Here is a 19,167-nt window from a genome sequence, read left to right as displayed (position 1 = left end):
GGATGCTAGGCAGCACCCATGGCCGCCGACGAACCGCGCTCCCCCGCCGCAGGACCCCCCGCCCCCCAGCCCGCCGCCCAGCCCACCTCGGGCTCCTCCGGAGGGGCCGGCGGGCGCCGCACCGCCGTCGTCACGGGGGCGAGCAGCGGGATCGGCGCGGCCACCGCGCGCCGCCTCGCCGCCGACGGCTTCGACGTCGTCCTCGCCGCCCGTCGCGAGGACCGGCTCCGCGCCCTCGCCGAGGAGGTGGGCGGGCGCGCCGTCGTCTGCGACGTCACCGACGACGCGTCCGTCGCCGCGCTGGCCCGCGAGGTCGGCGAGTGCGCCGTCCTCGTCGCCAACGCCGGCGGCGCGGTCGGCGTGGACGCCGTCGTCGACGCCGACGTCGAGGAGTGGCGCTGGATGTACGAGGTCAACGTCCTCGGCGTCCTGCGGGTGGTCAAGGCGCTCATGCCGGCCCTCGTGGCGAGCGGGGCGGGGCACGTGGTCGTCATGTCCTCGACGGCGGGGCACGTCGTCTACGAGGGCGGCGGCGGGTACACCGCCGCCAAGCACGGGACGACGGCGCTCGCCGGCACCCTGCGCCTGGAGCTGCTGGGGCGGCCGGTGCGCGTGAGCGAGATCGCCCCGGGCATGGTCGCCACGGACGAGTTCTCCACCAACCGCTTCCGCGGCGACGCCGACGCCGCCGCGAAGGTCTACGAGGGCGTCGCCGCGCCGCTGGTCGCCGAGGACGTCGCCGACTGCGTCTCCTGGGTCGTCACCCGCCCCCCGCACGTCGACGTCGACCTGCTCGTCGTCCGGCCCCTCGCCCAGGCCGCCCAGCACCGGGTGCACCGGGAGGGCTGACCACGCGCTCACGACCCCCCAGGCACGACGCGGGGCGCGACGAAGGGGCACGACGCCGACGGGGCGCGGACCGGGCGAGGGCCCGGGTCCGCGCCCCGTCGGCGTCGGTCGTCCCCGCAGGTCGTCGGGCGTCAGCCGGCCGCGCGCTCCGCGGCCTCGACGACGTTGGCGAGCAGCAGCGCCCGCGTCATGGGCCCGACGCCGCCGGGGTTGGGCGAGAGCCAGCCCGCGACCTCCTCGACGCCGGGGGCGACGTCGCCCGCGAGACGGGCGGTCCCCTCGGTGTCGACGACGCGGCTCACGCCGACGTCGAGGACCGCGGCACCGGGCTTGACGTCCTCGGGGCGCACGATCCCCGGCACGCCGGCCGCCGCGACGACGACGTCCGCCCGGCGCAGGTGCGCCGCGAGGTCGCGGGTCCCGGTGTGGCACAGCGTGACCGTGGCGTTGACGTCGCGCCGGGTCAGCAGCAGGCCGATGCTGCGGCCCACCGTCGTGCCGCGCCCGACGACGACGACCTCGGCGCCGTCCAGCGGCACCTCGTGCCGCTGGAGCAGGTCGATGACGCCGCGCGGCGTGCACGGCAGGGGCGAGGTGACCTCCTCGCGCACCCGCAGGACGAGGCGCCCGAGGTTGGTCGGGTGCAGGCCGTCGGCGTCCTTCGCCGGGTCGACCAGCTCGAGGAGGCGGTTGGCGTCCATCCCCGCCGGCAGCGGCAGCTGGACGATGTAGCCCGTGCACGCCGGGTCGGCGTTGAGCCGCTCCACCTGCTCCTCGACCTCCGCCTGCGTGACGTCGGCCGGCAGGTCGACGCGGATCGAGGCGATGCCGACCTCGGCGCAGTCGCGGTGCTTGCCCCGCACGTACGTCGCGCTGCCCGGGTCGTCGCCGACGAGCACCGTGCCGAGGCCGGGGACCACGCCGCGCTCGCGCAGCGCCGCCACCCGCTGCGCCAGGTCGGCCTTCACGGCCGCGGCCGCCGCCCTCCCGTCGAGGACGACCGCCCGCCCGCCCGTGGTCGCGGGGGCGCTCACCACTCCTCGAGGCCGGGGTAGAGCGGGAAGCGCTCGGCGAGGTCGGCCACACGGGCGCGCAGGCCGGCGACGTCGCACTCCGGCTGCAGGGCGGCGGCGATGACGTCGCCGACCTCGGCGAACTCGGCGTCGTCGAACCCGCGGGTGGCGAGCGCCGGCGTCCCGATCCGCAGGCCCGAGGTGACCATCGGGGGCCGCGGGTCGAAGGGGACGGCGTTGCGGTTGACCGTGATCCCCGCCTCGTGGAGCCGGTCCTCGGCCTGCTGGCCGTCGAGCGCGGACTCGCGCAGGTCGGCGAGCACGAGGTGGACGTCCGTGCCGCCCGTGATGACGTTGACGCCGGCCGCGCGGGCGGCGTCCGTCGTCAGGGCGGCGGCGACGGCCTTCGCGCCGCGCAGCGTGCGCTCCTGGCGCTCGCGGAACTCGGCGCTCGCGGCGATCTTGAACGCGACCGCCTTGGCCGCCACGGCGTGCATGAGCGGTCCGCCCTGCTGGCCGGGGAAGACCGCCGAGTCGATCTTCTTCGCGTGCTCGGCGCGGCAGAGGATGACGCCGCTGCGCGGGCCCGCGAGCGTCTTGTGCACCGTCGAGGTGACGACGTCGGCGTAGGGCACGGGCGAGGGGTGCAGGCCCGCGGCGACGAGGCCGGCGAAGTGCGCCATGTCGACCATGAGCAGCGCGCCGACCTCGTCGGCGACCGCCCGGAACGCGGCGAAGTCGAGGTGGCGGGCGTAGGCCGACCAGCCGGCGATGATGAGCTTCGGCCTCCGCTCGAGCGCGGTCTCGCGGACGCGGTCCATGTCGACGAGGTGGGTGCGCTCGTCGACGCCGTACGTCGCGACGTCGAAGAGGCGCCCGGAGAAGTTGATCTTCATGCCGTGCGTGAGGTGGCCGCCGTGCGCCAGCTCGAGACCCATGATCGTGTCGCCCGGGCGGATGAGGGCGTGCATGACAGCGGCGTTGGCCTGCGCGCCCGCGTGCGGCTGCACGTTGACGTGCTCGGCGCCGAAGAGGGCCTTCGCGCGCTCGCGGGCCAGCTCCTCGGCGACGTCGACGAACTCGCAGCCGCCGTAGTAGCGGCGCCCCGGGTAGCCCTCGGCGTACTTGTTCGTGAGGACCGAGCCCTGCGCCTCGAGGACCGCGCGGGGGGCGAAGTTCTCGCTGGCGATCATCTCGAGGGTGCCGCGCTGGCGGCCCAGCTCGCGCTCGAGGACCTCGGCGATCTCGGGGTCGACCTCGGCGAGGGGGCGGTCGGTGACGCCCCCCTCGACCGGCGTGCGGGAGGCCCCCGGAGCGGGCGCGCCCGGCGGGTCCTCGTGCACCTGCTCGGGGCTCATGGGCTGGACGGGCTCGACCGTCGTCATCGCGTCTCCTCGTGGCTGGCGGGCACGGGCCGGTGGCACGGACGGCAGGCGGCCCAGGCGGACGACCGCGCTGCCCGGGCGCGCCCGGTGGCGGCGCCCGACCTCGCTCGCCGCTCCCCGGTGGTGTCCCACCCTCGCCAGTCGCGGCGGGGCCAGGGTAGACGCACGGCGGTCCGCCGTGGGGGCGCGCCCGCGCCCTGCGCCCGAGCCCTGCGCCCGAGCCCTGTGCCCGAGCCCTGCGCCCGAGCCCTGTGCCCGACGAGGGGCCCGGCGCTGGCTAGCCTCCTCGACCGTGACCTCCCCCGACGCCGCGCCGCTGCGCACGGACGAGGGCGCCGCCCCGGCGACGCCGTCGTACGTGCTGGTGCTCACCTGCCCCGACGGCCCCGGCATCGTGCACGCCGTCAGCGGCGTCCTGGCCGGGGCGGGCGGCAACATCACCGAGAGCCAGCAGTACGGCGACCCCGGCACCGGGCGCTTCCACCTCCGCGTGCAGGTCGAGGTGCCGCTCGCGCGCGAGGAGCTGGCGGCGCTGCTCGCCCCCGTCGCCGAGCGCTTCGGCATGGACTGGTCCCTCGACGTCCTCGGTCGCCCGCTGCGGACGCTCGTGCTCGTCTCGCGCGCCGGCCACTGCCTCAACGACCTGCTCTTCCGGCAGCGCTCGGGCCGCCTGCCCGTCGACGTCGTCGGCGTCGTCGGCAACCACCGCGACCTCGAGCCGATGGCCGCCGCGGCCGGCGTCCCCTTCACGCACGTGCCCGTGGAGGCCGGCGGCAAGGACGCGGCGGAGGCCCGGCTCCTCGCGATGGTGCGGGAGCACGACGTCGAGCTCGTCGTCCTCGCGCGCTACATGCAGGTGCTCTCGGACGACCTGTGCCGCGCCCTGCACGGCCGGGTCATCAACATCCACCACTCGTTCCTGCCGAGCTTCAAGGGCGCCCGCCCCTACGCCCAGGCCCACGGCCGCGGCGTCAAGCTCATCGGCGCGACGGCGCACTACGTGACGGCCGACCTCGACGAGGGGCCGATCATCGAGCAGGACGTCCACCGCGTGGACCACGCCTCCACCGAGGCGGACATGGTCGGCATCGGCCAGGACGTCGAGGCGCAGGTGCTCGCCCGCGCGGTGCGGTGGCACGCCGAGCACCGCGTGCTGCTCGACGGGCACCGCACCGTCGTCTTCCGCTGAGCCGCAGCGGCACCCGCCCCGTCCGTCGGAGCGCCCCGTCGTGGGAGCGCCCCGTCGTGGGAGCGCCCCGTCGTGGGAGCGCCCCGTCGTGGGAGCGCTCAGTCGTCGAAGCGCCGGCCGCTCGGGTAGCCCTGCGCGCCGTCGACGACGACGTCGGTGCCCGACACCCACGACGCGCGGTCCGAGAGCAGGAAGGCGACGACCCCGGCGACCTCCTCGGGGCGCCCGAGGCGGCCGAGGGGGAACTCCCGCTCGACGAAGTCGGCGTAGCGCTCGGGGTGGGAGGCCTCGAAGGACTCCCAGCCGCCGCCGGGAAAGCGGATCGAGCCGGGGCTCACGGAGTTCACGCGCGTGCCCTGGACGGCGAGCTCGCGCCCGAGCGTCGCGGCCAGGTGGGTCTCCCCCGCCTTGGCCGCCGCGTACGCGGTGCGCGGCGCCGGTCGCTGCCCGGTGACGGAGGAGACGACGACGGCCGCCCCGCCGCCGGCCGCCGCCAGGTGCGGCGCGGCCGCGCCGAGCAGCGCGACGGCGTGGCCGACGTTGAGCGCGTAGGTGTCGACGAACTCCTGCGCGGTCCCGGTGAGGAGGTTGCCGCCGCCGACCGTCCCGCCCGCGTTGGCGACGACGCGCGAGAGCCCGCCGAGCGCCTCCGCGGCGGCGTCGACCTCGCGCGCCAGCGCGGCGAAGTCGGTGACGTCGACGGCCGCCGTGACGACGCGCGTCCCGTGCCGGCCGACCTGCTCCGCCGCCGCGGCGAGGCCCTCGGCGCCCCGGGCCAGCAGGGCGACGTCGGCGCCCTCCGCGGCCAGGGCGTCGGCCACCGCCAGCCCGATCCCCCGGCTCGCGCCGGTCACGAGCGCCTGCGTCCCCGCCAGTCCCAGGTCCATGCGGCGCACCCTAGGGGCCGGGGCGCCGGGTGCCGCCGGGTCGCAGACCCGGCGGTGGGGACCCGGCGCTAGCGTCACGGCCGTGCCGACGCCGACCGAGCCTCCCGGTGGCCCCGCCCCCTCGGACGCACCCCCGGACGTCTCCTCGAGCGCGGAGGCCCTCCTGCGCGACCTCCTCGCCGGCACCGGCGGGTGGTGGTCCACGGCGCGCCTGGCCCTCCGCCGTGCGGACGGCCTGCTGCCGGCGGGGGCGGGGCGACTGCTGCTGCGCCGCCCGCTCATGGGCGTGCCCGCGGGCGTGCGCGTCGAGGACGCCGGCGGGCGCGTGCTCGCCGTCGGCCTGGGCGCCGACCTCGACGACGACCTGCGGGCGCTGCTCGACCCGCTCGCCCTGGCGACCGGTCTGCCGCCCGCCGTCGGGGCCCTCCCGTCGCCGGAGCGACGCGCGGTCGTGGCGGGGCTCGTCGTCGAGCACGCGCGGGAGGTCGTCGTCGACGGCGTCGCGGCGGTCTCCGGGCTCCTGTCCGGCGGGGGGCCGAGCGGCGGGGGGCTGCGCCGCCCGGCGCCGACGGACCGCCACGGCGACGTCGACCCCACGGACGTCGTCCTCGAGCGCGCCAGCGGCCTGCCGCTGTCGGTGGGGAGCAGCGGGGCTCTCCCCCGCCTGGTGCTCGCGGTCGAGGAGCTCGACGCCCGGCTGGAGGACGACGTCTTCGGCGGATGACGGGACGCCCGCGTCGCCCGTGCGGCGCAGGTGTGCTCCCCTCAGCGCATGACGACACCCGGGGCAACCACCCGTGAGGGCGACGAGGCTTCTGAGGACCACGAGACCCGCGAGGGCGGCGGAGGCCACGAGGGGTCCGCCAGCGGCGGCCACGCCGGCTCGCGCACCGCGATCTTCGCCGCCCTCGCCGCCAACGTGGGCATCGCGGTGACGAAGTTCGTCGCGTACCTGCTCACGTCCTCCTCGGCCATGCTCGCCGAGTCGATCCACTCCCTCGCCGACTCCGGCAACCAGGTGCTCCTGCTCGTCGGCGGGGCGCGCTCGCGCCGCGCGGCCACGCCGGAGCACCCCTTCGGCTTCGGCCACGAGCGCTACGTCTACGGCTTCGTCGTCGCCGTCGTCCTCTTCACCCTCGGCGGGCTCTTCGCGCTCTACGAGGCCTACGAGAAGTTCCAGGAGCCGGAGCCCATCACCGCATGGCGCTGGGTGCCCGTCGTCGTCCTGCTCGTGGCGGGCGTCATGGAGGGCCTGAGCCTGCGCACGGCCGTGCGGGAGGCCGGGGAGGTGAGGGGCGAGCAGAGCCTGCCCCGCTTCGTCCGCACGGCCCGCGCCCCCGAGCTGCCCGTCGTCCTCCTCGAGGACAGCGCCGCCCTCCTCGGCATCCTCTTCGCCCTCACCGGCGTGGGGCTGACCCTCCTCACCGGGGACGGGCGCTGGGACGCCGCGGGGACCGCCGCCATCGGGCTGCTGCTCACCGCCGTCGCCGTCGTCCTCGCCGTGGAGATGAAGTCACTCCTCGTCGGCGAGGGCGCCCGCCCCGCGCAGGTGCGGGCCATCGAGGAGGCGCTGCCGGGCGACGGGGTCACGGGCGTCATCCACCTGCGGACGCTGCACCTCGGCCCGGAGGAGCTCCTCGTGGGCGCCAAGATCGCCGTGCCCGACGCCATCACCGCCGCCGAGGTGGCGCACGCCATCGACGCCGCCGAGCGCCGCGTGCGCGCCGCGGTGCCCATCGCCCGGGTCATCTACCTCGAGCCCGACCTGCCGCGGGAGCCCCCGGCCGACGGCGACCGGCCGGACGCGCCCGTCGCCGGGTAGGCCCTGGACGCGACGAGGGCCAGGACGCGACGAGGGCCAGGACGCGACGAGGGCCAGGACGCGACGAGGGCCCGCCACCGCGTCGGCGGTGGCGGGCCCTCGTCGTCGGGCGGGGCGGTCAGCCCAGGCGGGCCGAGAGGTTCTCGTCGAGCGCCGCGAGGAACTCCTCGGTGGTGAGCCAGCCCTGGTCGGGGCCGACGAGCATCGCGAGGTCCTTCGTCATCTTGCCGCTCTCGACGGTCTTGACGACGACGTCCTCGAGCGTCTCCGCGAACTCGGTGACGGCCGGCGTGCCGTCGAGGCGCCCGCGGTGCGCGAGGCCCCGCGTCCAGGCGTAGATCGACGCGATGGGGTTGGTCGACGTCGGCTTGCCCTGCTGGTGCTGGCGGTAGTGGCGCGTCACCGTGCCGTGGGCCGCCTCCGCCTCGACCGTGCGGCCGTCGGGCGAGGTGAGGACCGACGTCATGAGGCCGAGCGAGCCGAAGCCCTGCGCGACGGTGTCGGACTGCACGTCGCCGTCGTAGTTCTTGCAGGCCCAGACGTAGCCGCCCTCCCACTTGAGGGAGGCGGCGACCATGTCGTCGATGAGGCGGTGCTCGTAGGTGATGCCCGCCGCCTCGAACTTCTCCTTGAACTCGGCCTCGAAGACCTCGGCGAAGATGTCCTTGAAGCGCCCGTCGTAGGCCTTCATGATCGTGTTCTTCGTCGACAGGTAGACCGGGTAGCCGCGGTCGAGCCCGTAGTTCATCGAGCTGCGCGCGAAGTCGCGGATCGACTCGTCGAGGTTGTACATCGCCACGGCGACGCCGGCGCCGGGCGCCTGGAAGACCTCGTGCTCGATGGGCTCGGAGCCGTCCGCCGGCTGGAAGGACACGGTGAGCGTGCCCTCGCCCGGGAAGCGGAAGTCGGTGGCGCGGTACTGGTCGCCGAAGGCGTGGCGGCCGACGATGATCGGCTTGGTCCAGCCCGGCACCAGGCGGGGGATGTTCGAGATGACGATGGGCTCGCGGAAGATGACGCCGCCGAGGATGTTGCGGATCGTCCCGTTGGGCGAGCGCCACATCTTCTTCAGCCCGAACTCCTCGACGCGGGCCTCGTCGGGCGTGATGGTGGCGCACTTGACGCCCACGCCGTGCTTCTTGATGGCGTTCGCCGCGTCGACCGTCACCTGGTCGTCGGTCGCGTCGCGGTGCTCCATCCCGAGGTCGTAGTACTCGAGGTCGACGTCGAGGTACGGGTGGATGAGGCGGTCCTTGATGAACTGCCAGATGATCCGCGTCATCTCGTCGCCGTCGAGCTCGACGACGGTCCCCTCGACCTTGATCTTGGCCATGCGGTAGCACTCTCCTCGTCGCGAGCGGTGGGTGTCTCGACGTCAAACTACCGGTCGGCGCGGTCGCGGCGCCCCCGCCGGCCGCCCGCCCCGCGCCGCGACCCCGGTGCCGATAGCGTCGCGGTGCCCGGGGACGCCCCCGTCCCCCGCAGGACCCCCGCAGACCCTCGAAGGAGCGCAGCGTGACCTCCAGCACCGCCGAGACCGGCAGCCGCCGTCCCGTCACCGTCGCCGTCACCGGCGGCGCGGGGCAGATCTGCTACAGCCTGCTCTTCCGCATCGCGAGCGGGGCACTGCTGGGGCCGGACGTGCCCGTGCGCCTGCGCGTCCTCGAGATCACCCCGGCGCTGGGCGCGGCCGAGGGCGTGGCCATGGAGCTCGACGACTGCGCCTTCCCGCTGCTGCAGTCGGTGGACATCTCCGACGACGCCGCCACGGCCTTCGACGGCGCCAGCGTCGCGATGCTCGTCGGGTCCCGCCCCCGCACCAAGGGCATGGAGCGCGGTGACCTCCTCGAGGCCAACGGCGCCATCTTCACCGGCCAGGGCCGGGCGCTGGCGCAGTCCGCGGCCGACGACCTGCGCGTCCTCGTCGTCGGCAACCCCGCCAACACCAACTGCCTCATCGCCATGAACAACGCCGCGGGCGTGCCCGCCGAGCGCTTCTCCGCGATGACGCGCCTGGACCACAACCGCGCCGTCGCCCAGCTCGCGAAGAAGGCCGGCGCGCCGGTGGCCGACGTCGAGCGCGTCGCCATCTGGGGCAACCACTCGGCGACGCAGTACCCCGACCTCACGCACGCGGTCGTGGGCGGCCGCCCGGCGCTCGAGGTCGTCGACCAGCCGTGGGTCGAGTCCGACTTCATCCCCACCGTGCAGAAGCGCGGCGCGGCCATCATCGAGGCGCGGGGCTCCTCCTCCGCGGCGTCCGCGGCCAACGCCGCCATCGACCACGTCCGCACCTGGCTCACGGGCACCCCGGAGGGCGGCTGGACGTCCATGGCGGTGCGCTCCGACGGCTCCTACGGCGTGCCCGAGGGCCTCGTGTCGAGCTTCCCCGTGACGACGCGCGACGGCTCCTACGAGATCGTCCAGGGGCTCGACGTCGACGACTTCTCGCGCTCGCGCATCGACGCCTCCGTCGCCGAGCTCGGCGAGGAGCGCGACGCCGTGGCGGGCATGGGCCTGCTCGGCTGACCCACCGCGACCGCGACGGCCCGCGACCGACCCGCAGGGGTCGGTCGCGGGCCGTCGTCGTCCGCGGGTCCGGACGGCCCCCCGGTCGGATGCGGGGTCGGACGCGGGGTCAGACGCGGGGCTCCCCGCCGGGCGTCAGCAGCGAGAGCACGACGAGGGCGGCCGCCAGCACGAGGACGACGGCGGCGTCCACCGCCCGCGAGCGCACCGCCAGCGGCCCCGCGGCGCGGGTGGACCCCGTCAGGCGCACCACCGCGACGACGACGAGGCCCGCGCCGAGGACGAGTCCCGTGGCCCGGAAGCCGAGGACCACGCCGGCGACCAGGGCGCCCGCGACGAGCGCCGCCACCGCCAGGAGCACGGCGCTCCCCCGCCGCCCCGCCGTCGTGTCGACCTCCGACGCCCGTCCCCGGACCTCGGGGACGTCGGGCACCGCGCCCTCGGCCCCGTCCGGGGGCCCCTCCTCCGGCACGGGGCTCAGTGCGTGAAGTGGCGGGCGCCGGTGAGGTACAGCGCCGCCCCGGCGGCCTGCGCCGCGGCCACGACCTCCTCGTCCCGCACGGACCCGCCCGGCTGGACGACGGCGCGCACGCCGGCCGACAGGAGCACCTGCAGGCCGTCGGCGAAGGGGAAGAAGGCGTCGGAGGCGGCCACCGACCCGGCGGCGCGCTCGCCGGCGCGCGCGACGGCGAGCCGCGCCGAGTCGACGCGGTTGACCTGACCCATGCCGACGCCCGTGGTGGCGCGCCCGGACGCCAGGAGGATGGCGTTGGAGCGCACGGCGCGCACCGCGCGCCAGGCGAAGGCCAGGTCGGCGAGCACGTCGGGCCCCACGGGCGCCCCGGCCGCCAGCGTCCACCCGCCCGGGTCGTCGCCGGGCGCCTGGAGCCGGTCGGCGGTCTGGACCAGGAGACCGCCGTCGACGGGCTTGACCTCCAGCCGGTCGCCGCCCGCGGGGGCGTCGGCGCGCAGGAGCCGCACGTTCTTCTTGCGGGTGAGCACCTCGAGGGCGTCGGCGTCGAACGCCGGGGCGACGACGACCTCGGTGAAGACCTCGGCGACCTGCTCGGCCATGGCCGCGGTGACCGGCCGGTTGACGGCGATGACGCCGCCGAACGCCGACACGGGGTCGCAGGCGTGCGCCGCGCGGTGCGCCGTCGCCACGTCGGCGGCCACGGCGATGCCGCAGGGGTTGGCGTGCTTGATGATCGCCACGCACGGCTCGTCGTGGTCGTGGGCGGCCCGCCAGGCGGCGTCGGCGTCCGTCCAGTTGTTGAAGCTCATCTCCTTGCCGTGCAGCTGCTCGGCCCCGGCGAGCCCGGCCGCCGCCGCGGACCCCGCGGCCGCCACGGGGCGGTACAGCGCCGCACGCTGGTGCGGGTTCTCCCCGTACCGCAGGGACGCCGTCCGCGCGTAGGAGAGCTCGAGCCGCTCGGGCGGAGCGCCCTGCTCGTTCACGTCACCGCTGCCGTCGCCGGCCGCCCCCGCGGGGCCGCCCTCGGCCGTCGGCGCCTCCCCCGTCGTCGACGGCACGAGCACGTCGCGCGTCCACGCGGCGACGGCGTCGTCGTAGGCGGCGGTGGCCGCGAAGGCACGCGCGGCCAGCCGCGCGCGGGCCGCCAGGTCGAAGCCCCCGCCGGCGGCGGCCGCGAGGACCTCGTCGTAGGCGTCCGGGCTCGTGACGACGGCCACGCTCGGGTGGTTCTTCGCGGCGGCCCGGACCATCGAGGGGCCGCCGATGTCGATCTGCTCGACGCACTCGTCCACGCCGGCGCCGCTCGCGACCGTCCGCTCGAAGGGGTACAGGTTCACGACCACGAGGTCGAAGGGCTCGACGCCGAGGTCGGCGAGCTGGGCCTCGTGCTCCGGCCGCCGGCGGTCGGCGAGGATCCCGGCGTGCACGCGGGGGTGCAGGGTCTTGACCCGGCCGTCGAGGCACTCGGGGAAGCCCGTGAGGTCCTCCACCGCCGTCACGGGGACGCCCGCGGCCGCGATGCGGGACGCCGTCGAGCCGGTCGAGACGAGGGCCACGCCCGCGTCGTGCAGCCCCCGGGCCAGGTCCTCCAGGCCCGTCTTGTCCCAGACGGAGACGAGGGCCCGGCGCAGCGGCCGCCGGCCGCCGGCCTCGGTGCTGGTGGGGGCGGCGGACGGCGAGGCGTCGGCGGTGGTCGGGGAGCTCACGGGAGGTGCACCTTCCGGGGGTCGTCGGGCGAGGTGGTCCAGCCGCCGCGGGCCATGCGCCCGACGACGTCGACGAGCAGGGGCCGCTCGGCGGCCTTGATGCGCTCGTGGAGGGTCGCGACGTCGTCGTCCTCCAGCACGGGGACCGCCACCTGGGCGAGCACCGCACCGGTGTCGACGCCCTCGTCGACGAGCAGCACGGTGGCGCCGGTGACCTTGACGCCGTAGGCGAGCGCGTCCGCGGGGGCGCGGGTGCCGGGGAAGGACGGCGACAGCGCCGGGTGGGTGTTGACGACGCGCCCGCCGAGGCGGGCGAGGAAGGCGGGCCCGACGAGCTTCATGAAGCCGGCGAGCACGACGAGGTCGGGCTCGAGCGCCGTGACCGCGCGGGTCAGCGCGACGTCCCAGGCGGCGCGGTCGGGGTGGTCGCGCAGGGCGACGACCTCGGCGGGCAGCCCGGCCGCGCGGGCCCGGTGCAGCGCCGGCGCGTCCGCGCGGTCCGCGACCACGCCGACGACCTCGGCGCCCCAGCCGGGCCGGCCGGAGGCCTCGAGCAGGGCCCCGAGGTTCGTGCCCGCCCCCGAGACGAGGACGACGACGCGGGACCGGCGGGCCGACCCGCCCCGGCGCGCCGGGGGCCCCCCGGGACGACCTCCTGCGGGGTCGGGCGCCGACGGCTCCCCGGGTGCCGCGGTGCCGCCTGCCGTCACGGTCGGAGACCATAGCGGCACGCCCGGCGACCGCCGGAGCGCGACGAGCCCATGGAGGACACCGTGGCCGCCCCCGGCAGCACCCCGCCCCGCCGCTCCCCCGGTGGCCCCGGTGGCCCCGACGGCCGGGGCGGGCCCGGCGAGCCCGGTGGACGGCGCGACGCCCCGGAGCGGGGCCCGGCCGCCGACGCGGTGCGGCGCTCGCTCCTCTTCTCGCTGCTGCTCCTCGGGGCGCTGCTCGCCGAGCGCCTCCCCTTCCCGTGGTCGGGCGTCGGCCTGCTCTTCACGGCCGGCGCGCTCGTCGCGGGCGGCCTCGCCCTCGCCGACGCGGTGCGCGCCCGGCGCAGCGGAACCCTCGTGGTGCTGGCGGGCGGGCTGGTGCTGGCGCTCTTCGTCCTCGTGGCGCAGGTGGTCGCGCTGGTCGTGTGGCCGCTCCAGGACGGCCTGCGGGACTGCCTCGCCGGCGCCGTCACGGAGCAGGCGCAGGCGGCCTGCCAGCAGCAGTCCGTCGAGGACCTGACCCGCTGGGCGGAGGGGCTGCGGGGCCTCACGTCCGGCGGCTGAGCGCCGGCTCCCGGCTCCCACAGGTGCGCCGGCGGCCCGCCCGCCGCCTCCCCGGGCGGCCTCGGCCTCAGCCCTCGCCGCTGCGCGCCCGCCCCGCCCGCCGCGGGCCGACGCCCGCCGGCACGAGCAGCACCGCGGCGGCGCCCAGGGCCACGAGGAGCCCGACGGCCCCCCCGGTCTCCCAGGCGACGGGTCCCACGCGCCCCAGGGCCCCCGGCCCCACCGGGCCCGACGACAGGGCGGCGAGGAGGGCGGCGCTGGCCCCGGCGACCGCGCCCGTCCCCGCGGCGCGCAGCAGCGCGGGGAGGGCGCGCCGGGCCAGCTCGCGCCGCAGGTGCCGCGCCGCGCCGGCGTCCTCCTCGCCCCCGTCGCCGTCGACGTCGGACCCGGCGGGGGCGGGGTGGGGGGCGGCCAGCGGCGCGAGCAGCCGCAGCCGCGCCGCGGCGACGGCGCCCGCGGCCACCGGCAGGACGACGACCACCCACAGCCACCCCCCGCCGGTGCCCTGCTGCGGCAGTCCGCCGAGGAGGGGCAGCGCCGGCAGCAGCCCGAGGTCGGTGCCCCCCGGGGTCACCGACGTGCCCGCGCCGACGGCGAAGCCGGGGCCCGCCGTCCACGACAGCGCCCACACGAGCGCCGTCGGCAGCAGGAGGAGCTGGCCGAGCACGAGCACGGCACCGCCGACCACCCCCGCGTCGAGGGCGCGGTGCAGGTCGAGCACCTGGGGGGCGCCCGCGGCCAGGGACACGACGAGGCAGGCGCCCGCCCCGACGAGGCACCAGGCCAGGGCGCGGCCACCGGCCGCGGCCACCGGCCGGGCGGCGAGCGGGACGCGCAGGAGGTCCGCCAGCGCGGGCAGCAGGCGCGGGGCCGGGACGGCGCGCCGGCGCGGGCCCGCGGCGGACAGGCGCAGGCGGGCCGCCGCCATGGCGGCGCCCGCGGACGCGCCCGCCACGACGAGCGCGCCGAGGGCGGCCGACCCCGGACCGGGCCGCACGACCGGTGAGCCGGCGACGAGGGCCACGGCCGTCGTCAGCACGACGTAGGAGGCGACGACGCCCGCCATCGCCACGGCGAGCGCGCCGTCCAGGCCCGAGCGGGCCGACCGGGACGCCGGGTGCGTGGCCTCGAGCGCCACCGCGGTCCGGCGGCCGGCGGAGACGCACCACGCCACGGGCAGCAGGGCGAGGCCCAGGGGCCACAGCGCGAGGCTGCCGCCGGGGACGGCGAGCGCGGTGCCGTGCGCGAGCAGCCACCCGTCGGCGGCGACGCGCAGCGCGCCGTCCCACGTGGCGCCCGTCCGCGACGCCACGAGCCAGACGGCCATGACCGGGGCCACGACGCAGAGCAGCGACCCGAGCACCGCCTGGGCGCCCGCGAGCAGGCCGATGAGCATCGGCGAGCGCAGGAGCGCCCCGCCCGGCGCGGCCGGGACGACGACGTCGGCGCTCGCGCGCGCCGACGACGGGGGCGTGTCCCCGGGCGCACCGGGCCCCACCGCGTCCCCCTCGAGCCCCTGCTCGAGCTCCTCCTCCTCGAGCACCTCCTGCTGGGGCGCCTCCGCCGGCGAGACCGCGTCGAGCGGCTCGCCCTCGACGCGCGGGTGCGCCGCGGCGTCGTCGGCGGGCGGCGCGGCAGGAGGTCGGGGCGGGCGCGGCGTGGACATCCCGGCCATGGTCCCCGACGCGAGCCCGGGCGACGGAGAGCGCCACGCCGCCGCGGCCCGCACCGGGACGCACGAGCGCCCGCCACCCCGCGGGGGTGACGGGCGCTCGCCGGGACGGGGCCGCTCAGGCGGGGAGCACCTCGCGCAGCAGCCGCGCCGTCTCCGAGGGGGTCTTGCCCACCTTGACGCCGGCGGCCTCGAGGGCCTCCTTCTTCGCCTGGGCGGTGCCGGCGGAGCCGGACACGATGGCGCCCGCGTGGCCCATCGTCTTGCCCTCCGGGGCGGTGAACCCGGCGACGTAGCCGACGACCGGCTTCGTCACGTGGTCGCGGATGTACGCGGCCGCGCGCTCCTCGGCGTCCCCGCCGATCTCACCGATCATGACGACGGCGTCGGTCTCGGGGTCGGCCTCGAAGGCCGCGAGGGCGTCGATGTGCGTCGTCCCGATGACCGGGTCGCCGCCGATGCCCACGGCGGTGGAGAAGCCGAGGTCCCGCAGCTCGTACATCATCTGGTACGTCAGCGTGCCCGACTTCGAGACCAGGCCGATGCGTCCGGGGCCCGTGATGTCGGCCGGGATGATGCCGGCGTTGGCCTTGCCGGGGCTGATGACGCCCGGGCAGTTCGGGCCGACCAGGCGGGTGGTGCCCTTCTCGGCCGCGTAGGCGTAGAACTCGGCCGTGTCCTTCACCGGCACGCCCTCGGTGATGACGATGGCCAGCGGGATGCCCGCGTCCACGGCCTCCACCACGGCGGCCCGCGTGAAGGCGGGCGGCACGAAGAGCACCGAGGTGTTCGCCCCGGTCTGCTCCATGGCCTCGGCCACGGAGCCGAAGACGGGCACGGAGGCGGTGCGCTCCTCGCCGTCGGCCGTCGTGAAGGTGAAGTCCTGCGACGTGCCGGCCTTGCGGGGGTTGACGCCGCCGACGACCTGCGTGCCCGAGGCGAGCATGCGCGTCGTGTGCTTGGTGCCCTCGGAGCCGGTCATGCCCTGGACGAGGACCTTGCTGCTGTCGTCGAGGAAGATCGCCATGTCAGTGCCGTCCTTACTTCGCAGCCGCGAGCTCGGCCGCCTTCGCGGCGGCCCCGTCCATGGTGTCGACGAGGGTCACGAGCGGGTGGGCCGCCTCGTCGAGGATGCGCCGCCCCTCGACGACGTTGTTGCCGTCGAGGCGCACGACGAGGGGCTTGGTGGCGGAGTCGCCGAGGATCTCCAGCGCCGACACGATGCCGTTCGCCACGGCGTCGCAGGCGGTGATGCCGCCGAAGACGTTGACGAAGACGCTGCGCACCTGCTCGTCGCCGAGGATGACGTCGAGGCCGTCGGCCATCACCTGCGCCGAGGCGCCGCCGCCGATGTCGAGGAAGTTCGCCGGCTTCACGCCGTGCGCCTCGCCGGCGTAGGCGACGACGTCGAGCGTGCTCATGACGAGGCCCGCGCCGTTGCCGATGATGCCGACCTCGCCGTCGAGCTTGACGTAGTTGAGGCCCTTGGCCGCGGCCTTCGCCTCGAGCGGGTCGGCCGCCGCGGCGTCCTCCAGCTCGGCGTGGTCCTCGTGGCGGAAGGAGGCGTTCTCGTCGAGCGTCACCTTGCCGTCGAGGGCGATGACGTCGCCGCCCTCGGTGCGCACGAGCGGGTTCACCTCGACGAGCGTGGCGTCCTCCTCGCGGTAGACGTCCCACAGCTTCTGGAAGGCCTCGACGACCTGCTCGCGCACGTCGGCGCCGAAGCCGGCGGCGTCCGCGATCTCCTCGGCCTTGGCGCGGTCGACGCCCGTGCGGGCGTCGACGGGCACCCGGGCGAGGGCCTCGGGGCGCTCGACCGCGAGCTGCTCGATCTCGACGCCGCCCTCGACGGACGCCATGGCCAGCAGCCGGCGCTCCGAGCGGTCGAGGAGGATGGAGAAGTAGTACTCCTCGGCGATGGCGGCGCCCTCGGCGACCATCACGCGGTGCACGACGTGGCCCTTGATGTCCATGCCGAGGATCGCCTCGGCGTGCGCCTGCGCCTCCTCGGGGCCCTTCGCGACCTTGACGCCGCCGGCCTTGCCGCGGCCGCCCGTCTTGACCTGGGCCTTGACGACGACCACGCCGCCGCCCAGCTGCTCCGCCGCGTCGCGCGCCTCCTGCGGCGTCGTCGCGACGACCCCGCGCAGCACGGGGACGCCGTGCCGCTCGAAGACGTCCCGGGCCTGGTACTCGAAGAGGTCCACCAGCGATCCTCACCTCGGGGTCTGCCGCCGCCGGTCGGCGGCACCGCGGGCGACCCTATCGGCGCTGCGCCGGCCCGCCCGACGCGGCGGCGGCCGGCCGCGGCCCCGGGGCCCCGTCCGGCTCGCCCGGCTCGTCCCCTCGCCCCCTCGCCCCCGCCCGACGACGGCGGGGCACGACCGCGGCCGGTGGACGACAGCGGCTGGTGGACGAGGGCGGGCACGACGACGGCGGGCCGCCCCCGCAGGGGCGACCCGCCGTCGCGGGAGGTGCGGCGCTCAGCCGGTGAAGAGCGTCACCACGCGGCGCAGGGTCTGGACGAGCCCGTAGACGAGCGGGACGCCGACGAGCGTCCACCCGACCCCGAGCAGGACCTTCTGGACGCCCGCGGACGGGTCGTTGCGGCCGGCGCTCTCGCGCTCCGGCTCGGCGGCGGTGCTGGACATGGCGGTCTCCTGGTGGCGGTCTGGGTCAGCGGGCGGCGGCCGGCGCGGGCGCCGCCTGGTCGGACGGCTCGTGGAAGCGCTCGGCCACGGGCTTGATGAGGAGGTTGGCCACGAAGCCGATGACGAGCAGCACGACCATCGTCAGCAGCGCGGGCCGGTAGTCCGCGGCCACGAGTTCGCCCGGCGTGCCCTGGGCGTCGAGGAAGCCGTTGACGATGAGCGGCCCGGCCACGCCGGCCGCCGACCACGCGGTGAGCACGCGGCCGTGGATGGCGCCGACCTCGTAGGTGCCGAAGAGGTCGCGCAGGTAGGCCGGCATCGTCGCGAAGCCGCCGCCGTAGAAGGAGATGATGACGAGCGCCAGCAGGACGAAGAGCGCCGTCGCCGTCTGCCCGACGAGGGCCAGCAGGACGTAGAGGACGGCGCCGACGCCGAGGTACACCATGTAGATCCGCTTGCGGCCGATGACGTCGGACGTCGAGGACCAGACGAAGCGGCCGGCCATGTTGCCCAGGGAGAGCAGCCCGACGAAGCCGCCGGCGGCGACCGCGGAGATCGCGGTGGTGCTGCCGTCGCGGAAGAAGTCCTGGATCATCGGGGCGGCCTGCTCGAGGATGCCGATGCCCGCGGTGACGTTGCAGAAGAGCAGGACCCACAGCAGCCAGAACTGCGGGGTCTTGATGGCGTTGTTCGCCGAGACCGACGCCGTCGTCACCAGCGCGGACTGCTTCTTGGTCGACGGGTCCCAGCCGGGGGGCGCGTAGCCGGGGGGCGCGACGCGGATGGTGAAGGCGCCGTACATCATGGCGATGAAGTAGACGATCCCGAGCGTGACGAAGAGCTGCGCCACCGCGGAGCCGCTGGCCACGGAGCCGGCCGTCCCGTCGAAGTTCGAGTCGTACGCCCGCAGGAGCTGGTTCGAGAGCGGGCTCGCGATGAGCGCGCCGCCGCCGAAGCCCATGATCGCCATGCCGGTGGCGAGGCCCGGGCGGTCGGGGAACCACTTGATGAGCGTCGAGACCGGCGAGATGTAGCCGATGCCGAGGCCGATACCGCCCAGGACGCCGTAGCCCAGGTACACGAGCCACAGCTGCGTCGTCGAGATGCCGAGCGCCGCGACGAGGAAGCCGGCGGCCCAGAAGCAGGCGGCGGTGAACATGGCCTTGCGGGGGCCGCCGTGGTCGACCCACTTGCCGAGGACGGCGGCCGACAGGCCGAGCATGACGATGGCGATGGAGAAGATGACGCCGATCGACGTCAGGCTCGAGCCGAAGGTCTCGACGAGCGAGGACTTGTAGACGCTGGTCGCGTACACCTGCCCGATCGAGAGGTGGACGGCGAGCGCGGCGGGCGGGATGAGCCACCGCGAGTACCCCGGTCCCGCGACGGTGCGGGACCTGTCGAGGAAGCTGGCCATGGACACGGACTCCTTCGTCGGTCGAGGCGCCAGCTCGGGGGAGGCGGCACCGACCGGGACGCTACAACGGTCAAGCAGCCCCGGCGGTTCCCGCGGACGGCGACACCCCGACCGTGACCGGTCCGTCACCGGCGCCACCCGTCCGGGTGCGCGTGACCCACCCCGCAGGGCGACGTGCGGCCATGTCGCCCCCGAGCCCCGCCCCCGCGGGGCGACGTGTGGCCATATCGCCCCCCGACCCGCCCCTGCCAGGCGACGTGTGGCCATATCGCCCCCCGACCCCACCCTTGCCAGGCGA

Annotated in this window: 18 protein-coding genes; 6 read left to right on the top strand and 12 right to left on the bottom strand. The window is 76.5% G+C overall.

What is annotated here, in order from left to right:
- Positions 1–18: 18 nt before the first annotated feature.
- Positions 19–849 (top strand): SDR family oxidoreductase, encoded by an 831-nt coding sequence (locus Q0789_RS01600; RefSeq protein ID WP_298801431.1) that lies wholly within the window; start codon positions 19–21, stop codon positions 847–849.
- Positions 850–980: 131 nt separating this feature from the next.
- Here the strand turns inward: Q0789_RS01600 and Q0789_RS01595 are convergent, their stop codons facing one another.
- Both Q0789_RS01595 and glyA read right to left on the bottom strand, forming a co-directional pair.
- Entirely contained in the window at positions 981–1,883 is a 903-nt protein-coding gene (locus Q0789_RS01595) for a bifunctional methylenetetrahydrofolate dehydrogenase/methenyltetrahydrofolate cyclohydrolase (protein WP_298801430.1), read from the bottom strand.
- Positions 1,880–3,247 carry a serine hydroxymethyltransferase gene (gene glyA, locus Q0789_RS01590; protein WP_298801429.1) on the bottom strand — a complete coding sequence of 456 codons (1,368 nt, stop codon included), beginning with the start codon at positions 3,245–3,247 and terminating at the stop codon, positions 1,880–1,882. The genes Q0789_RS01595 and glyA overlap by 4 nt, the downstream gene beginning before the upstream one ends.
- 316 nt (positions 3,248–3,563) lie before the next feature.
- Here glyA and purU point away from each other — a divergent pair, with 316 nt between their 5' ends.
- On the top strand, positions 3,564–4,436 hold the full coding sequence (gene purU / locus Q0789_RS01585; RefSeq protein WP_366917597.1) for a formyltetrahydrofolate deformylase: 873 nt from the start codon (positions 3,564–3,566) through the stop codon (positions 4,434–4,436).
- 98 nt (positions 4,437–4,534) lie between these two features.
- Here the strand turns inward: purU and Q0789_RS01580 are convergent, their stop codons facing one another.
- Positions 4,535–5,323 carry an SDR family oxidoreductase gene (locus Q0789_RS01580; protein WP_298801425.1) on the bottom strand — a complete coding sequence of 263 codons (789 nt, stop codon included), beginning with the start codon at positions 5,321–5,323 and terminating at the stop codon, positions 4,535–4,537.
- Positions 5,324–5,405: 82 nt separating this feature from the next.
- On the opposite strand from Q0789_RS01580, the gene Q0789_RS01575 reads away from it, so the two are divergent.
- Together Q0789_RS01575 and Q0789_RS01570 are read left to right on the top strand one after the other, a co-directional pair.
- On the top strand, positions 5,406–6,047 hold the full coding sequence (locus tag Q0789_RS01575; protein WP_298801424.1) for a hypothetical protein: 642 nt from the start codon (positions 5,406–5,408) through the stop codon (positions 6,045–6,047).
- A 48-nt stretch (positions 6,048–6,095) separates the two neighbouring features.
- Complete coding sequence (locus Q0789_RS01570) at positions 6,096–7,145, top strand: cation diffusion facilitator family transporter (protein ID WP_298801422.1); 1,050 nt, start codon at positions 6,096–6,098, stop codon at positions 7,143–7,145.
- Between the two features lie 118 nt (positions 7,146–7,263).
- Here Q0789_RS01570 and Q0789_RS01565 read toward each other — a convergent pair whose 3' ends face one another.
- Complete coding sequence (locus tag Q0789_RS01565; protein ID WP_298801420.1) at positions 7,264–8,478, bottom strand: NADP-dependent isocitrate dehydrogenase; 1,215 nt, start codon at positions 8,476–8,478, stop codon at positions 7,264–7,266.
- A 182-nt stretch (positions 8,479–8,660) separates the two neighbouring features.
- On the opposite strand from Q0789_RS01565, the gene Q0789_RS01560 reads away from it, so the two are divergent.
- The gene (locus tag Q0789_RS01560) at positions 8,661–9,674 is read left to right on the top strand and encodes a malate dehydrogenase (protein ID WP_298801419.1); all 1,014 of its coding nucleotides are present in this window, start codon (positions 8,661–8,663) and stop codon (positions 9,672–9,674) included.
- Between the two features lie 109 nt (positions 9,675–9,783).
- On the opposite strand, the gene Q0789_RS01555 is transcribed toward Q0789_RS01560, so the two are convergent.
- The 3 genes from Q0789_RS01555 to purN all read right to left on the bottom strand — a co-directional run bounded on the left by Q0789_RS01555 (position 9,784) and on the right by purN (position 12,565).
- A complete protein-coding gene (locus Q0789_RS01555; protein ID WP_298801418.1) occupies positions 9,784–10,146 on the bottom strand; it encodes a DUF3017 domain-containing protein in 363 nt (120 codons plus the stop codon).
- A 5-nt stretch (positions 10,147–10,151) separates the two neighbouring features.
- The gene (gene purH / locus Q0789_RS01550; protein WP_366917596.1) at positions 10,152–11,780 is read right to left on the bottom strand and encodes a bifunctional phosphoribosylaminoimidazolecarboxamide formyltransferase/IMP cyclohydrolase; all 1,629 of its coding nucleotides are present in this window, start codon (positions 11,778–11,780) and stop codon (positions 10,152–10,154) included.
- Positions 11,781–11,851: 71 nt separating this feature from the next.
- Positions 11,852–12,565 (bottom strand): phosphoribosylglycinamide formyltransferase, encoded by a 714-nt coding sequence (purN, locus tag Q0789_RS01545; RefSeq protein WP_298801416.1) that lies wholly within the window; start codon positions 12,563–12,565, stop codon positions 11,852–11,854.
- Between the two features lie 51 nt (positions 12,566–12,616).
- On the opposite strand from purN, the gene Q0789_RS01540 reads away from it, so the two are divergent.
- Positions 12,617–13,129 carry a hypothetical protein gene (locus Q0789_RS01540; protein WP_298801415.1) on the top strand — a complete coding sequence of 171 codons (513 nt, stop codon included), beginning with the start codon at positions 12,617–12,619 and terminating at the stop codon, positions 13,127–13,129.
- A gap of 67 nt (positions 13,130–13,196) precedes the next feature.
- On the opposite strand, the gene Q0789_RS01535 is transcribed toward Q0789_RS01540, so the two are convergent.
- The 5 genes from Q0789_RS01535 to Q0789_RS01515 all read right to left on the bottom strand — a co-directional run bounded on the left by Q0789_RS01535 (position 13,197) and on the right by Q0789_RS01515 (position 18,869).
- On the bottom strand, positions 13,197–14,795 hold the full coding sequence (locus tag Q0789_RS01535) for a DUF6350 family protein (protein ID WP_298801414.1): 1,599 nt from the start codon (positions 14,793–14,795) through the stop codon (positions 13,197–13,199).
- Between the two features lie 124 nt (positions 14,796–14,919).
- On the bottom strand, positions 14,920–15,828 hold the full coding sequence (gene sucD, locus Q0789_RS01530) for a succinate--CoA ligase subunit alpha (RefSeq protein WP_298801413.1): 909 nt from the start codon (positions 15,826–15,828) through the stop codon (positions 14,920–14,922).
- Between the two features lie 13 nt (positions 15,829–15,841).
- Positions 15,842–17,008 carry an ADP-forming succinate--CoA ligase subunit beta gene (gene sucC, locus Q0789_RS01525; protein ID WP_171203267.1) on the bottom strand — a complete coding sequence of 389 codons (1,167 nt, stop codon included), beginning with the start codon at positions 17,006–17,008 and terminating at the stop codon, positions 15,842–15,844.
- A gap of 276 nt (positions 17,009–17,284) precedes the next feature.
- On the bottom strand, positions 17,285–17,452 hold the full coding sequence (locus Q0789_RS01520; protein WP_298801412.1) for a hypothetical protein: 168 nt from the start codon (positions 17,450–17,452) through the stop codon (positions 17,285–17,287).
- Positions 17,453–17,477: 25 nt separating this feature from the next.
- A complete protein-coding gene (locus Q0789_RS01515; protein WP_298801411.1) occupies positions 17,478–18,869 on the bottom strand; it encodes an OFA family MFS transporter in 1,392 nt (463 codons plus the stop codon).
- Positions 18,870–19,167: the final 298 nt, after the last annotated feature.

Source organism: uncultured Pseudokineococcus sp. (genome assembly GCF_947499845.1).
GTDB lineage: Bacteria > Actinomycetota > Actinomycetes > Actinomycetales > Quadrisphaeraceae > Pseudokineococcus.
This window is presented reverse-complemented; position numbering and strand designations above follow the sequence as displayed.

Coding starts and splice junctions, on each gene's coding strand:
- sucD (WP_298801413.1), bottom strand. CDS start 15,828: ATGGCGATCTTCCTCGACGACAGCAGCAAGGTCCTCGTCCAGGGCATG.
- glyA (WP_298801429.1), bottom strand. CDS start 3,247: ATGACGACGGTCGAGCCCGTCCAGCCCATGAGCCCCGAGCAGGTGCAC.
- Q0789_RS01570 (WP_298801422.1), top strand. CDS start 6,096: ATGACGACACCCGGGGCAACCACCCGTGAGGGCGACGAGGCTTCTGAG.
- Q0789_RS01600 (WP_298801431.1), top strand. CDS start 19: ATGGCCGCCGACGAACCGCGCTCCCCCGCCGCAGGACCCCCCGCCCCC.
- Q0789_RS01535 (WP_298801414.1), bottom strand. CDS start 14,795: ATGTCCACGCCGCGCCCGCCCCGACCTCCTGCCGCGCCGCCCGCCGAC.
- Q0789_RS01515 (WP_298801411.1), bottom strand. CDS start 18,869: ATGGCCAGCTTCCTCGACAGGTCCCGCACCGTCGCGGGACCGGGGTAC.
- Q0789_RS01565 (WP_298801420.1), bottom strand. CDS start 8,478: ATGGCCAAGATCAAGGTCGAGGGGACCGTCGTCGAGCTCGACGGCGAC.
- Q0789_RS01520 (WP_298801412.1), bottom strand. CDS start 17,452: ATGTCCAGCACCGCCGCCGAGCCGGAGCGCGAGAGCGCCGGCCGCAAC.
- Q0789_RS01540 (WP_298801415.1), top strand. CDS start 12,617: ATGGAGGACACCGTGGCCGCCCCCGGCAGCACCCCGCCCCGCCGCTCC.
- Q0789_RS01580 (WP_298801425.1), bottom strand. CDS start 5,323: ATGGACCTGGGACTGGCGGGGACGCAGGCGCTCGTGACCGGCGCGAGC.